Below are 15,213 nucleotides of genomic sequence, written 5' to 3'. Positions count from 1 at the left end.
ACTGATTATCACCAGGATCAACGATACAAGGATCAAGAATGATGGACCCGAAATCGACCGCTCTCGTTCTGATCGAATTCCAGAATGATTTCACCTCGGAAGGCGGCAGCCTGCATGCGGGCGTAAAGACCGTGATGCAAGCCACCGGCATGCTGGAGAATACCATCCGCCTGGTCGAGGCGGCGCGCGCCTTGGGCGTGCAGGTGGCTTTCCTGCCGATCACCTTCACGGATGATTATCAAGAGCTCACCGCCACGCCCTATGGCATCTTGAAAGGCGTCGTCGATACGCGGTCCTTCCGCAAGGGAAGCTGGGGCGCGGAAATCGTCGATTGTCTGAAACCGCAGCCGCAGGATCTCCTCATCGAAGGCAAACGCGGACTGTGCGGCTTCGCCAGCACCAATCTCGACTTCATCCTGCGCAGCCGCGGCATCACCAATATCGCCCTCGCGGGGTTTCTGACCAATTGCTGTGTCGAAGCGACCGCCCGAACGGCTTATGAAAAAGGCTATCGCGTGGTGACATTGAAAGACTGCACGGCAACGCTCAGCCTCGAAGAGCAAAATTTCACCGTTGAGAAGAATTATCCGATGTTCTCGCTGCCAGCGAGCGCAGATGAATTTTTGAGCGAATTGCGCGCCGGCACGGCCGGAGAGCACCTTGCGAGCGCCGCCGCTTAAGCATTCCCGGCTGGCGAAGTCATTGCATTGCAACAGGTGTGCGTTCTTAATTGACAACGTCAACGACGCCGCAAGGCGGTTTCAAGGATTGAAAACATGCAGCTAGACCTCAAGGGAGATTGGACCGACGCCGATCTCGCCAAGCTGATTGCCTCCGTCAATGACGATCGCGACTGGCGGCTGGAAATCAGCGCCGACGGGATCGCCACCCTGCAGGACAAAACCGCCAATCCGACCGGCGCGGATTATGACGAGACATTGCACGGCTATTTCGAAACCTGGATGCAGGGAACGGATTTCGTCGGGCCGGGCGCCGCAGGCGACAAGGATCTCGTCGGAAAGCTGGCGAAAGCCCTGCGTGAGAATTATCCGACGTTAAAAAAGGATAAATTCATCTACGTCTCGCTCTGATCCCCGCTGCGATTTTCAGCATTTCCTCTCCTGACTGGCATGGATACTGCCTCAATCAGGATGGGGTTTTCATGGGCCAGCACGCTGGAAAATCAGGCAATTCGTCCCCGGCAAAGTTTCGGTCGAGTTCAGTCGATTCAACGACATCGAAATCGCCGGGGTCATATGAAGGGCAAACCAAGGACGCCGCTTGAATGAGGCGTTGGCGGTGTAGACTGGCTGGGTCCGATAGCGAGGAGTGGACTATGGCGGAGGATAAGCCGACACGTAAGATTGTGGCGGAGACGGATGTTCCCTACCCCGTCGAGCAAGTGTGGCGCGCGATCACCGATTCGGAATATATCGCTCTTTGGTTCATGAAGAACGACCTAAAACCCGAATTCGGACATAAATTCACCTTCCGCAGCCGGCCGATCGAGCGCTGGGACGGCGAATTTTCGTGCCAGGTTCTCGATGTGGAGGACAATCAAAAGATTTCCTACACCTGGAAGGGTGGCCACGAGGAACTCAAGGGCTTCGGTCATTTCATCGACACGATCGCCACCTGGACGCTGACGCCGAATGCCGATGGAACCACCCATGTCGTTTTCGAACATGATGGTTTCGACACTGCGGAAGAAGCCGACGGTTGTTTCGAAGCGATGAGCAAAGGTTCGGCCAGCATTTTGCGTACTTTGAACAAGATGATGCCAGACTTCGTCGAGGAATGGGCAACCGGCAGCTGATCTTGTTGCACCTTCAGTTTGGTTCCTGAGAAAAGAAAATGGCGGCCCTTTGGGCCGCCATTTTCTTGAGACGATCGGGACATCCCATGCATAACCGGCAGTCAATGACGACGTCATTGCTGCGGCCTGACACAATGAAAGAGACACGCAGCAATTCACTCCGCCACGAAGCCCGGCAAGGGACCGCTATTCTCAACCCAACCCCGCAACCCCATTCCCCCTTGGGTTCAATGAGGTTCGGATTATCAAACTCAGATCATTGATTGTCGGTCGCGTTACTAAAAGCTCATGACGTGGTTCAAACGTTCTGTCGCTGCCATCAGCCTTTTACGAATGTCATCGAGATCCTTGCCGGTCGCGGTAATCCCCAATTCCCGGTCCTGATAGGACTGGAACACGACGATATCCCCATCCGGCTCCTCCGCGGCATCGACCGCCGCGCAAACCTGCTCGGGATCACGCTGCCCGTCGGTACGGACGACAACCGCCATCGCCGATTCCTCATGCCAGCGAAACGGATTGAAGCGATAAAGCATCTCGTCATAGGACGAGACCAGGGCCGGCATCAGATCCCCCTTCATGCGCAGCATGATCACTTGCCATTCCGGATCGGAGAAATGGGTCTTGTAGTCCAGGAGCTTCGGGCCATCCTCGGTCAATTTGATATTGATCTGCAAATAGCCGCGAAATTGATGGCGCTCTTCCTTCATCTGCTGGACGGTAGGCAGAAGAAACAGATCGACGAGTTCGCTTTCGAGCTCCGGAGTCGCCCAAGGGGCCGGGGAAAGCACGCCCTGGATTTGCGGTACGTCCTCGCCGCTCCATTGCGGAGTCGTCGTGGTCAGCGGGAGGACGACATTGCCATCGGTAATACACCCATAGGTCATTTCCGGGCCGGTCAGAAATTCTTCGAGGATGACATAGGCATCATCTTCATCGGCGCCGACAAAACGGGCGTCGATTGCCTTTTCAGCCTCTTCCTTCATCTGGCAAATATTGACCTTTGCTCCATCGATCCTTCTGTCGCTTTTGATGACAACCGGCAGAGCGGTCTCCGCAAGAGCGGCCTTGGCCGAAGCTGCATCCTTATAAACCGCCCATTTCGCCGTGGGGATATTATTGCGTTTGCAGAATTCCTTTGCGTAAAGTTTCGACGCCTCGAGCTTGTAGCCGCCGAGATCCGGGCCGAAGGATGGATAACCGTTACGATTGAGCATGTCGACGAGGCCGATGCCGATCGCTGCAAGCGAATCGACGATCACGAATTCGACCTCGTTATCATCGCAATGGGTGAGGATCGTATCGCGCGCGGTCATGGAAATCGGGACACATTCCGCAAGATTGGCGACACCGGCTCCGCCTGGAGCGCAGGCAAGTTCATCAACCAGAGGAGATTCCACAAGCTTCCAGCACAGGGCATGTTCGCTCGCGCCATCTCCGATCACCAAAACACGCATCTAGTCCTCACAAAGGCCATCAACCGCCAGTCACCCGGTAAACAATACCGGCAGACACACGTTTGTACGTCACAAATACCAAGCCCTAAGAGCAACTCCCATGAGCTAATGCGATGAGCAAGTCTCATGAGATGCCCCGCCCGCTTGCGGAAACTTTCGCCAGCCGAAACCATTGCTGGTACTGCCGGAACGCATCCGAACTTCCCGATATGCCTTTGAAAAAGGCGGAAACTCTGAACCGCAGCCAGAGTGGACACGGGAGCGATCCTCACTCCGCCTCAAAGGTTGAGTAAAGGTTCGGATTGTGAGGGCGTTCATCGCGTCTCGATATAAAACATTCCCATCGCATCTGGCATCAATAATACTAGGCCCGTTCAAGAATAATTCCAGAAATGGACCGCTTTTTCGATTCAGCCCCAGATCGAAATGTTTTGCCCTGGGGACCGTTCCCAATGCCGCAGCCGGCCCCCACATGCTGGAAGCGCATCGAGAGCATGTTCGGATGTTTCCGAACGGCTCCGCCTGAAAAAGTCAGAGCATCAAGCCTGCTCAAGCCCTTGAATCGCGCGGGGCTGGATAAGTGGCAAAAATTCCATCCATGGACCAACGCATATTCGAGACGATTCTCACGAACGATCTTGGCAGTCTCTGAAATTTCCCGATGACCCGTTTCGCACAGATCAAAGCCGGTATTCCCCAAGCTTGGGAAGAATGACGATTACGTGACGAAAAAGCATAATTCGTTCCGATTTCGCCACGACGCCTGGCCGGAAATCAGTGAATCGCACAATTTCGCGCACGTTAATCATGTGTCAGTCAGCGACCGCATCATTGCATCGCCATCCGCCCATCCGAGAGCATCACATCCATCATGCTGGATGTCGGATTTGTCAGCTCCCTATTTGGATCGGGATGTCTTCGTTTTCCCTTGGGCCTCTTTTTTGGCCCGTCCTTGCGGCTTTCCTGCGGCATTCGACACGCTTGGTGTCTGTCTCACGCCCGCTCGCGCCCGGTTACGCGCTGCCGCACGGTCGAGGTCCGCTTCCAATGCCTTGAGCTCGTCGGCATTTTTGATTCGCGGACGCTTCGGCGATTTTGCATCGAGGGGAATGTATTCGAGGCTTTCGGGATCGGGCCGATGGTTTCGGACGAAGTCCTTGGCCTCCGGAACGTCAGGGTGCAGCTTGGTCTTCATCAGCGTGTCGAGAGGCGAATCGCCGACAGGATTCGCCGGTTCCGCTTTCGCGCCCATGCCCGCGACCGCCACCAACAGCACAGCCCCTAGCAAAGCGAACCTGGAAACACCCTGTTTCCACAGCTTACGCTGGAAACCGACACGCAAAAATCCCACCTCTGTCATTAGCTTGATAACCGCCGATGAGAATTGACCTTCGCCACCGATATAGGTCCAATGGATCCAATCGGAAAGGCCGCAACAACCCCTGGCAATATAAGGCGTGGGGCATCGTCAGGACAGCCAAGAAATCAGGACAACATTTATGGGCAGGAAAACTCGCCGTCGTTCCAGCGTTACCGCCCGGCAACGCAGGAAGAATCTGGAATTTCCACGCACGACATTGATCGGTGCCCGGTCCCTCTCGGCCGCCGCGACGCCTTATGGGGACCTTACGGGGCAGGCCGGACACGATGGCGGCGCCTCCTCTTCCAACCCGGCGCCGGCCCTTCTATCTCAGAGCTTGCCACCGCGAACCGACGGCAGCGAAACGCCGGCACAAAGCACAAAGGCTCCGGCGCCGAATGGGCCGACGGGGCCTGCCGCCAGCCCTTATCCCGGCTCGCTTTCCCTGCCTCTCTCGCTTCCCCTGGCGATTCCGACCAAATTCCCGCCGAACGTTTCGGTTGCGCTGCCAGGCCTCGAAGCCATGGCCCGGACTTGGGCTCAAAATGCCGCGCTGAAAACATTCGTCCAGCAAAGAGCCGCATCCTCCGATAAGGCCAATGGAGAGAAAGCCCCTGCCCCGGATTTCGACCGGCTATCGCGGAATCTCGCCAAACTCGCCGAACAGGGGAGTAAGGTTCTCTCCACCTATTTCAAACCGATGGAGCAGGAGGAGATTCGCAACGAAATCTCCAATGAGATCGGCAATGCCGTGCGCAGCCTCGGACGGATCGCCGAACATTGGCTGAAGGATCCCTCCCGCAGGCTCGAAGCGCAAACGAAGCTTCTGACCCCATTGCTCATGCTCTGGACGCAGACCCTGTTCCGTTTCGCCGGGGAAGCGAAAGATCCGATCATCCCGGTCAATCCGGCGGACAAGAGGTTCTCGGCTCCGGAATGGCGCGAGAGCCCCTTCTTCGACTTTCTGCGCCAGCTTCATGCAATCGTCTCGGAATGGCTGGACGATCTCATCGATCGCGCCGAGGGCGTCGATCAATTCGCCAAGGACAAGGCGAAATATTACATACGCCAGATCAACAGCGCTCTCGCGCCTTCGAACTTTCTCGCCACCAATCCGGAACTCTTGCGCGAGACGCTGGCGTCAAGCGGCGAGAATCTCCTGCGGGGTATCAATTTCTTCACGCAGGATCTCGAAGCCGGCAAAGGCAAGCTGAAGATCAGCCAGACCGATATGTCGAAATTCACGCTCGGCGTGAATATAGCGACGACACCCGGCAAAGTCGTTTACCGGAACGAGCTTATCGAACTGATCCAATATTCTCCCTCCACGGAGGAAGTCTACAAGCGCCCGCTGCTGATCATCCCGCCCTGGATCAATAAATTCTACATTCTCGATCTTAATTCGGAGAAAAGCTTCGTCCGCTGGGCGGTGTCGCAGGGCCTCACGGTCTTTATGGTCTCCTGGGTCAATCCGGACGAGCGGCACCGCAATTTGGGCTTTGAAGCCTATATGCACCGTGGAATTTTCGCGGCCCTCGATGCCATCAAGCAGGCCTGCGGAGAGGAGCATGTCGCGGCAATCGGCTATTGTATCGGCGGGACGCTGCTCTCCATGACGCTCGCCTATATGGCGGCAACAAACGACAATCGTATCGATAGCGCCGCCTTTTTCACGACACAGACCGATTTCAGCGAAGCCGGCGATCTGCGGCTTTTGGTCGATCCCGAGCAAATCCAGATGCTCGAACAGAAACTGGCGCTCAACGGCTATCTCGAAGCCGACAAGATGGCGCATGCCTTCAACAGCCTGCGCCCGACCGATCTCATCTGGTCCTATGTCATCAATAATTATCTGAAGGGTCAGGCCCCGAAACCTTTCGACCTTCTCGCCTGGAATTCGGATCCGACCCGAATGGGCGCCGCCAATTATCTGTTCTATCTGCGGGAGCTCTATCTCAACAATCGTTTGACCAAGGGCGAAATCGTATTCGACGGACATCCACTCAATCTCGCCCGCATTAAGATCCCGATCTATCACCTTTCCACACGCGAAGATCACATAGCCCCTGCCCGCTCGGTTTTCCTCGGCGCCAAATTTTTCGGCGGCGATATCCGTTTCGTCGTGGCGGGCTCTGGTCATATCGCCGGCGTGGTCAACCCGCCAGGCAAGCCGAAATATCAATATTGGACCGGGCCGCGTCCGGAAGGCAATTTCGACGCATGGTTCGCCAATGCGGAAGAACATCCCGGAAGCTGGTGGCCGGACTGGCTCGATTGGCTGCTTTCGCAAAATTCCGAAATGGTGGCGCCGCGCATTCCCGGCGAAGGAGGCCTGGCTGCGCTCGGGGACGCACCAGGGGAATATGTCAAGGTCCGCTCCTAAGGCAGATCTCTGTCCGCGGGGTTCCCGAAGTGGGAGCCCGCCAACGGCACTGAGGCTCATGGCTGGCGATTCTCCGAGCCATGGGCATAGTGGTTGATAGGCTGTTGCCGCGAGATATACCACTAGCTGTTTTTGCGGAAATTTTGCTATCAATCTGGTCGCCCGGACATTGAAGAGGCCAAAGAGCCTCGTGGGCGGCAGATGGGAGAGGGCCATGGCCCTCTGCAAGGGAGGATTGCATGAGAGGAACTGCGGCGAGACAGAGTTTCTCCGCGCCTGAAAAGGATGCCGATATCTTGGCATCCTGGGAACGCTTCATGAGCGGAGACGTCTCCGCAACTCCGGCATTGCGGGATCTGGTCGATCAATCCTGGCGGCGCTGCCAGAGCGCGGATATCGACCACCGGCGAGAGCAAGCCCCGCCGCCGATCCAGCACGATGCCCTGCATGCCTTGCGCGACGAATGCGCCGAACTCGTCGAGGCCAGCGTCCCCGTTATGGCCTCCGCGCGCGATTTTCTGTGCGAAACCTCAACCGTGATGGTGCTGACCAATGCGAAAGGCACCGTGCTTAGCCTGGAGGGCGACAGGTCGCTGCGTGGGGCAACGGAGAATGTTCACCTCATGCCGGGGGCCAATTGGAGCGAATTCACTTGCGGCACCAACGCGATTGGCACGGCGATCGAGATCGGCGAGCCAGTCCAGATTCATTCCAATGAACATTATTGCTCCGGGATCAAGCGTTGGTCCTGCTCCGCCAGCGTCATCAGAAATCCCTGCAACGGCACCATTCTCGGCGTGATCGACGTCTCCGGCCTCAGCCAATCCTATAGCCGCCATAGCCTTGCGCTCGTCGTGGCGACGGCTGGCCGTATCGAAGCTCGTATCGCGCAGATGGAGATGGATATTCGTTATCGTCTCCTCGAACATTGCATGGACCGCCTGTCATCGAGTTCGGCGGACGGCGTCATCGTCTTCGATCGCCATGGCCGCGCCATCAAAGCCAATGCCCGTGTTCCGGCGATGATACCGGACCTTAGCCTTTCTCACGCCTCGGCCGGTAACGATCTCTTCTCGCTGACGCTTGATTGGAAATGGGGCAAGGATCTCCCCGATCAGCTGCCGCCATGGCTCAAGCGGGAATGGCTCACACCGCTCAGTGCCGACGGCGAGCGTCTCGGTGCGATTTTAACGATACCCAGCCCGCATAAACCCTCGGCCTCGCGGTCTTCAGCGATACAACCAGCCACGGCATCGCATCTGCGTAAGGCCGAGAGCCCGATTTTACCCAAGCTCATCGGCACATCTCCGGCACTGCTGCAAGCCGCTGGCCGCGCCCGGCAGATTGCGCCAAGCCCTGTCCCTGTGCTCCTGCTGGGAGAAACAGGTGTTGGCAAAGAGGTCTTCGCGCATGGGCTGCACGAAGCTTCATCCGTCAAAAACGGACCCTTCGTGGCGCTCAATTGCGGTGGTCTTTCTCGTGATTTGCTAACCAGCGAATTGTTTGGCTACGCGGAAGGGTCCTTCACCGGTGCCCGCCGCGGCGGCATGATGGGAAAGATCGAGGCCGCCAATGGCGGCACGCTGTTTCTCGACGAGATCGGCGAACTGCCACTCGACCTGCAACCGCTTTTTCTGCGCGTTCTCGAAGAGCGGGAAGTCTGCCGCATCGGGGAAACACGGCCGAGAAAAGTCAATTTCCGGCTGGTCGCAGCGACCAATCGTGACCTCCGGATGGAGGCACAAGCCGGACGTTTCCGCCTGGATCTCTATTACCGGCTCTCGGTCGTCAGCATCTCAATTCCGGCCTTGCGTGACCGCGCCGAGGATATTCCGCTTCTCGTCGATCATTTCATGACGCTATTCACACATCATTATGGCCTGACGCCCCGTCGTCTCTCGAATGATGTCGTCGATCTTTTGCTTCGTCATGAATGGCCGGGAAATGTCCGGGAATTACGCAATGTCATCGAAGGAATGCTGCTCACGACCACGGGTGAGACACTGACGACAGCCGATCTGCCACCTGATTTTTTCGCCTTGTCTGTGTCCTCACCGCTCATGGCTGAACCGGCGGATACAGTCACAGCCCTTGTCTCTCCCTCGGGATTGACACCCATCGAGGCGGCGGAGCGCGAAGCGATTGTCCGTATGCTTCGTGAACATAAAGGCAATCTGGCCGCTGTCGCGCGCGAACTCGGAATTGCCAAAAGCACACTTTACGTGAAACTGAACCGTTTCCAGCTCAAGACGGTCGTAGAGGATATGCGGATTTCTGGAGCCTGATGGTTTCTTGAGTCTGAAGGTCTCATGCGAAGTCTCACTGATCCCAACCTGTCGGGATCAGTGAGATCCAGCAGGAAACAACTGCTGCACAATCACTGGACCAAATCACAATGCGTGATACTCATTGTGATCTTATACAAGTATGCCTGTCACCCTTAATATAGGCTCCCAGCCATTCCCATCATGCGGCGACGCTTTGCTTGAGAGCTGCATAAAACGCGCTTTCAAACTGGAGATAGGCGGTAAATGAAGCCGGATCGCCAAACGGCAGGATTTGTGTCGCCCAAAAACCGCCAAAACCGTTCTTGCGATCGATCCAGTAAAACAGATTCGCAAGGCCCGCCCACCCAAGGGCACCCGCGGGCCGCCCCGTCGGCGCTTCCTCGTCATTGATCATGAAACTGAAGGCCCAGGATTTCGACATGCCGGGAAAGAATTCGGCATCATTGGAAAGGGCCGGAATGACACCGGTGAAACCGCTGATCTTCTTGTCACCCAGATGATTCTTTTCAGCCATCTGCACGGTTTCGGGTTTCAATACACGGCCGAATTCACCAGCACCGTCATTGAGCCACATGCGGATGAAACGCATGTAATCCCCAACAGTACTATAGAGACCATGACCGCCCATATGGACTTCGGGCGGCGCCGGATGTTCGAAATCCGTCGGCGTCAGGCTCCCGTCGCTCCCACGCATATGCATACCGGCTAGCCTTTGACGCATCGCATCATTGAGTTCGAAACCGGAATCCTCCATGCCGAGCGGCTTGAAAATGCGCTCATCGAACACTTCCCCCAGCCGTTTGCCGGTGATGCCCTCGACGACCTGCCCGCACCAGTCGAGATTGGTGCCATATTCCCACTGATCGCCAGGATCAAAGAGCAGAGGCGTCATAAGGGCTGCCTTTGTTGCACTCACGACGCTCGGCTGATCCTTCTCCGTGGCAAGACGCTTATAGGTCTCGTTGAAGAAATCATAGCCGAAGCCGCCGGTATGAAGCAGCAGCATGCGCGTGGTGATGTCGCGCTTGGGAGCCCGCAGAACCGGCTCGCCCTTATCGTCGAACCCTTCGATCACCTGTAATTTGCCGATATCGGGAGCATATGTTTTTGCGGGCGCGTCGAGATCGAGCTTGCCATCTTCGACGAGCTGCAGGGCGGCGGTCGCCGTGATCGCCTTGGTCGTCGAGAAGATAGCGAAGACGCTATCCGTCGTCATATCGTCGGTTTGATCAAGCCGGCGCTTGCCGGCCGCACCTTCATAGATAGTGTGATGACGATCGGTCACCATCGCGACGACGCCAGGGACGCGTGGTTCCGCCGTCACGGCATGATCGAGAATAGCGTCAGCCGATGCCTTGAAATCCATGAGCATTTCTCCCTTTTCATATTTTGAAAGCCGCGCGGTCTTCGCCGCGCGGCATTTTATAACGGTCTACCTGATGATCGCATCAACACTATCATCAGCGTTTGTCGAAACCACTGTAAGCGTCTGCAGTCGCCTCATCGCATTTCTGCCGGTAGGCCCCAACGCCGCCGATGTAGGACAACAGCCGGCGTGGCTTGCCGCTGACGTTCGAACCCATATACCACGAATTCGTCTTTGTTACGAGCGTCTGATTGGCGATGGCATCATGATGCTCCACCCAGGCATCTTCCGCTTCTTTTGTCGTTTCTATGACATTAAGGTTATTATCGCGCAAATATTGGATGCAGTCGCTGATCCAGTCCACCTGCTGTTGCAGACAGGTCGTCATATTGCAGAGAGCAGCCGATGGCGCGAGCGGTGCTCCGGTCGTAAACAGGTTGGGATAACCATGCACCTGCAATCCCATATTGGTGCGGATATCGTTGCCCCAATCCTCCTTGAGAGAGCGTCCATCGCGGCCACGTATGTCGATGCGGGTCAGAGCACCCGTTCCAGCGTCAAAGCCAGTCGCCAGAATGATAACATCGAGTTCGTGGACGGTACCATCGGCCGTCTTGATCCCCTCGGGTGTGATGCATTCAATCGGATTGTTTTTGACGCTGACGAGTTCCACATTCGGCCGCAAATAAGCCTCAAGATAATTGGTTTCCAAGGGCACGCGATGCGTGCCGAAGCCGTAATCGGTCGGGATCAACAAGTCGCATAAGGCCGGATCCTTCAACCGCTCGCGCATTTTTCCACGCACGAATTCCGAGACGACTTCGTTGACGGCAGGATCGAAGAAGAGTTCGGAGAAGGATGCGAGCCAGAGTTTCAGCGAGCCATCGTTCCAAAGGGCCTCGAGGATCTCCTGGCGTTTTTCCGGCGTGAGATCTTTCCAGGAGTCCTCAACGAAATCATATTCGAACCCGCTGAACGTATGCGGCAAGGTCTTCTTGAGCTCATCAAACCGCGCCTTGTAGGCCGCAACATCATTATCATTATACTTCGGATTCTGCATCGCGATGACATATTGCGGGGTGCGGACAAACACTTTCAGATGCCCGACCTTGTCGGCAATCGTCTGGATGACCTGAATACCTGTCGCGCCGTTGCCGATGACCCCGACCCGCTTTCCGGAAAGATCGATATTGTCCTTCGGCCAGCGCGCCGTGTGGAAGATCTTTCCCTTGAAGGAATCCTGCCCCTGAAAGCTAGAAGTGAGCGGTGCCGAAAGCATGCCACAGCAGGCGATCAAAAATTGCGTATCGATCGTCAGGCCAGTGTCGGTTTCAAGGGTCCAGCGGCCCGTGTCGTCATTGTAATGCGCACTTTTGATGGTCGTGCTGAATTCGATATCTTTCCGCAGGTCGCAACGGTCGGCGACGTAATTCATCCAGCGCTCGATTTCCGGCTGGGCGGGAAAGCGCTCGCTCCAGCTCCAACCCTTGTAGATCTCCTCGGAGAAGAAATATTGATAGATATAGGCTTCGGAATCGAAGCGTGCGCCAGGATAACGGTTCCAGTACCAGGTTCCACCAACATTCGAGGCTGTATCGAACGCCTTGACCGTCAACCCCTGTTTACGCAGACGGTACAGTTGATAGAGACCCGCCACTCCCGCGCCGATGACAGCCGCATCAAGTTTCAAGATTGTGCTGGAACCTTTCGTTGGTTTTTCCATCACCGCCGATTCAACCATGTTTCCTCTCCTGGTCATGCGTTTATAGTTCGGCCCGGATTTCTGACCGATGGCGTATGTCCGTCCAATTTCGAACACCCGCCTTATCCACTAGCGCAGGGAGTATGCCAGGCGTCAGGACACCATCACATTTTTCACAAGATATTGTTTTTTATTGATTTATAGAAATACAACAAAAGCGGAGCTGCATACATCCGTCCGGATTCCGGATGGCCATCCGTCCATACAAGTCCGAACTTCGAACGGGTGAACGGGTTTATCGGCGAGGCTTAAGAGACGGCATCATCGTTTGGCATAATACGCGCCATGATGTGGGCGCTGGACTCCCTATGGAGACACAAACGGTTGTTGCCGGCGAGGAAGAAGTGACTGATAATTGGCTTTATCTAGGGCGTTCCAGATATATCCAGAAACGCTCCACTGACAAAAACTCAGCACATTTCATGGTCATTGAATCGCCTCGCGATTCAATGTTATCGAAAAAGGCTCTCGGCGTTAGGACGTCACTGCCGATTGTGCCAATGCAATCAGGTGAGCCGGTCATCATTCGCAGTCAAGCACCATGAGACCTGCTTGAGCATCGGCCTTTTCCTGGAATGCGGTCTGCAAATCTGACGTTCTTGGCGCCTGTAGAGATAAGTGCGCCAAGGTTTGGTTCCATGGCAGCACACGGGTTCCGTTGGTTCCCATATTTGGGAAACGCCCGTCGCGAGCCTCCACGCGTTTCCCCAAGATAAGTGGGCGATGGCGGCCACTCGCTTCAAGAACAGGATGCGGTTTCCCGCATCCAACAAAGGTGATTGCAAAGTCTCAGTTCGTTTCAGGAACAGAGCCCGAGCATCAATTCGGTATTCTGCAAGGCCGCTCCCGACGCACCCTTACCGAGATTGTCCAGGCGGGCGGCAAGCACCACCTGACGGCCTTCTTCCGGCCCGCAGACAAAAAGCTCGAGTTCATTGGTATCATTGAGCGCCTGGGGTTCCAGCCTCTCCGGGGCTTCCTCCATCCGCGTATGCACATGCCGGCTTCCCGCATAATGGGCCTGCAGCACAGCAGCCAGATCCTTCCTGCCCGGCTTTTGCGGCAGGGAATCGAGGAACAACGGAATGAAGACCAACATTCCCTGACGAAAATTGCCGACGGAAGGGGTGAAGATCGGACGATTCTGCAATTGCCCATAGGCCATGATTTCGGGCACATGTTTATGGCCGAGCCCAAGGGCATAGGCCTCGAATGCCGGCGCCGTGCCGGCCTCATAGGCGGCGATCATCGTCTTGCCCCCGCCTGAATATCCGGAAACCGCGTGGATGGAGACCGAAGCGGTAGAGGGCAAAAGCCCCGCCTCTGTCAGCGGCCGTAAAAGGGCAATCGCACCTGTCGCATAACAGCCGGGATTGCCGACGCGCGGAGCCTTTGCGATCGCCTCGGCCTGACCCTTAGTCAATTCGGGAAAACCATAGGTCCAGCCGGGCGCCGTGCGATGCGCCGTCGAGGCGTCGAGAAGGCGCGGCGCAGCATCGCCCAGGGCGCCGGCCAGAACGACTGCTTCCTTCGCGGCATCATCCGGCAGGCAAAGAATGACGAGATCCACACCCTTGTAGACGGTCTGTTTTGCCTCAGCGGTTTTGCGGTCCCCCGCAGGAAGGCTGACGAGCTCCACATCGGCACGCCCGGCAAGTCGCTCCTTGATGCCAAGGCCCGTGGTTCCCGCTTCCCCATCGATAAAGATTCGTGCCGGCATGAGATCAATCCTGAAATGAAAAAGGCGGCCCGTGAGCCGCCTTTGAGAGATTCCGGAAGACGCTGATCAGCGTTTCGAGAACTGGAAGCTGCGGCGAGCTTTCTTCTTGCCGTATTTCTTACGCTCGACTGTACGCGAATCGCGCGTGAGAAAACCTTCCTTCTTGAGTGCGGAACGGAGTTCCGGCTCATAATTGACCAAAGCCTTTGCAAGACCATGACGCACGGCACCGGCCTGTCCGGAGAGACCGCCGCCGGCCACAGTGATCATCAGGTCATATTGGTCGACGCGCTTGGCGACACCGAGCGGTTGCTGGAGTATCATGCGCAGAACCGGACGCGCGAAATAAACTTCGAGCGGGCGGCCATTGACAGTGACTTTGCCGGAACCGGGCTTGATCCAGACTCTGGCGACGGCATCCTTACGTTTACCGGTGGCATAGGCCCGGCCGAAAGCATCGAGCTTTTGCGAATAGACAGGCGCTTCTTCCGTCGGAACGGCGGTGGCGGCCTTCAGGTCCTGAAGCGAAGAAAGTGTCTCGGCCATGGTCAGACGGTCCTGGCATTCTTGGAATTGAGCTTGGCGATATCGAGGACTTCTGGCTGCTGCGCCTCGTGCGGATGGGTCGTGCCCTTATAGACCCGCAGATTACCGAGCTGCTTGCGGCCTAGCGGACCGCGCGGAAGCATGCGCTCCACCGCCTTTTCGACGACACGCTCGGGAAAACGTCCGTCGAGGATGAATTTCGCGGACCGCTCCTTGATACCACCCGGATAACCGGTGTGATAATGATAGACTTTCTGGTCGCGCTTGCGGCCCGTCAGCACCACCTTCTCGGCATTGATGACGATGATGTTGTCGCCATCATCCATATGCGGCGTGAAAGTCGGCTTATGCTTGCCGCGCAGCCTCAAGGCGACGATCGAAGCGAGCCGTCCGACCACAAGGCCCGTGGCATCGATCACGATCCATTTCTTCTCGATATCAGCCGCCTTGGCCGAATAAGTTTTTCCAAACATGAAAATATGCGTCCTGCCGGAAACCTGGAAATAGGTCCGCTC

The 15,213-nt window shown here is 56.4% G+C and carries 13 protein-coding genes; 6 read left to right on the top strand and 7 right to left on the bottom strand.

Annotated elements, in window-relative coordinates:
• The first annotated feature begins 38 nt into the window (after nt 1-38).
• The 3 genes from DL88_RS14045 to DL88_RS14035 all read left to right on the top strand — a co-directional run bounded on the left by DL88_RS14045 (nt 39) and on the right by DL88_RS14035 (nt 1,816).
• The gene (locus tag DL88_RS14045) at nt 39-680 is read left to right on the top strand and encodes a cysteine hydrolase family protein (RefSeq protein ID WP_210165318.1); all 642 of its coding nucleotides are present in this window, start codon (nt 39-41) and stop codon (nt 678-680) included.
• 96 nt (nt 681-776) lie between these two features.
• Nucleotides 777-1,091 carry a hypothetical protein gene (locus tag DL88_RS14040; protein ID WP_034997220.1) on the top strand — a complete coding sequence of 105 codons (315 nt, stop codon included), beginning with the start codon at nt 777-779 and terminating at the stop codon, nt 1,089-1,091.
• Nucleotides 1,092-1,336: 245 nt separating this feature from the next.
• Nucleotides 1,337-1,816 (top strand): SRPBCC family protein, encoded by a 480-nt coding sequence (locus DL88_RS14035; RefSeq protein ID WP_034997219.1) that lies wholly within the window; start codon nt 1,337-1,339, stop codon nt 1,814-1,816.
• 278 nt (nt 1,817-2,094) lie between these two features.
• Here DL88_RS14035 and DL88_RS14030 read toward each other — a convergent pair whose 3' ends face one another.
• Both DL88_RS14030 and DL88_RS14025 read right to left on the bottom strand, forming a co-directional pair.
• Nucleotides 2,095-3,273 (bottom strand): phosphoribosylamine--glycine ligase, encoded by a 1,179-nt coding sequence (locus DL88_RS14030; protein ID WP_034997218.1) that lies wholly within the window; start codon nt 3,271-3,273, stop codon nt 2,095-2,097.
• Between the two features lie 898 nt (nt 3,274-4,171).
• The gene (locus DL88_RS14025; protein WP_034997216.1) at nt 4,172-4,633 is read right to left on the bottom strand and encodes a hypothetical protein; all 462 of its coding nucleotides are present in this window, start codon (nt 4,631-4,633) and stop codon (nt 4,172-4,174) included.
• 139 nt (nt 4,634-4,772) lie between these two features.
• On the opposite strand from DL88_RS14025, the gene DL88_RS14020 reads away from it, so the two are divergent.
• Both DL88_RS14020 and DL88_RS14015 read left to right on the top strand, forming a co-directional pair.
• On the top strand, nt 4,773-7,016 hold the full coding sequence (locus tag DL88_RS14020) for a PHA/PHB synthase family protein (RefSeq protein WP_034997214.1): 2,244 nt from the start codon (nt 4,773-4,775) through the stop codon (nt 7,014-7,016).
• A gap of 239 nt (nt 7,017-7,255) precedes the next feature.
• Nucleotides 7,256-9,301: a sigma-54-dependent Fis family transcriptional regulator gene (locus DL88_RS14015; RefSeq protein ID WP_051955985.1), complete on the top strand. Its 2,046-nt coding sequence runs from the start codon at nt 7,256-7,258 to the stop codon at nt 9,299-9,301.
• 181 nt (nt 9,302-9,482) lie between these two features.
• Here DL88_RS14015 and acmB read toward each other — a convergent pair whose 3' ends face one another.
• Both acmB and DL88_RS14005 read right to left on the bottom strand, forming a co-directional pair.
• Nucleotides 9,483-10,676, bottom strand: coding sequence for a methyl acetate hydrolase AcmB (gene acmB, locus DL88_RS14010; protein WP_034997212.1), 1,194 nt, complete (start codon nt 10,674-10,676; stop codon nt 9,483-9,485).
• Nucleotides 10,677-10,764: 88 nt separating this feature from the next.
• The gene (locus tag DL88_RS14005; protein ID WP_034997210.1) at nt 10,765-12,411 is read right to left on the bottom strand and encodes a flavin-containing monooxygenase; all 1,647 of its coding nucleotides are present in this window, start codon (nt 12,409-12,411) and stop codon (nt 10,765-10,767) included.
• Nucleotides 12,412-12,620: 209 nt separating this feature from the next.
• Here DL88_RS14005 and DL88_RS20385 point away from each other — a divergent pair, with 209 nt between their 5' ends.
• The gene (locus DL88_RS20385) at nt 12,621-12,977 is read left to right on the top strand and encodes a hypothetical protein (RefSeq protein ID WP_156971112.1); all 357 of its coding nucleotides are present in this window, start codon (nt 12,621-12,623) and stop codon (nt 12,975-12,977) included.
• A gap of 254 nt (nt 12,978-13,231) precedes the next feature.
• Here DL88_RS20385 and argC read toward each other — a convergent pair whose 3' ends face one another.
• From argC to rplM, 3 genes are all read right to left on the bottom strand, one after another.
• On the bottom strand, nt 13,232-14,152 hold the full coding sequence (gene argC, locus DL88_RS14000; protein WP_034997207.1) for an N-acetyl-gamma-glutamyl-phosphate reductase: 921 nt from the start codon (nt 14,150-14,152) through the stop codon (nt 13,232-13,234).
• 66 nt (nt 14,153-14,218) lie between these two features.
• Nucleotides 14,219-14,698: a 30S ribosomal protein S9 gene (rpsI, locus tag DL88_RS13995; RefSeq protein ID WP_034997205.1), complete on the bottom strand. Its 480-nt coding sequence runs from the start codon at nt 14,696-14,698 to the stop codon at nt 14,219-14,221.
• Between the two features lie 2 nt (nt 14,699-14,700).
• Complete coding sequence (gene rplM / locus DL88_RS13990) at nt 14,701-15,171, bottom strand: 50S ribosomal protein L13 (RefSeq protein ID WP_034997278.1); 471 nt, start codon at nt 15,169-15,171, stop codon at nt 14,701-14,703.
• Between the last annotated feature and the right edge of the window lie 42 nt (nt 15,172-15,213).

This window comes from Beijerinckia mobilis, assembly GCF_000745425.1.
GTDB lineage: Bacteria > Pseudomonadota > Alphaproteobacteria > Rhizobiales > Beijerinckiaceae > Beijerinckia > Beijerinckia mobilis.
Note: the sequence above shows the minus strand (reverse complement) of the source record. Positions and strands in the feature narration are given on the sequence as shown.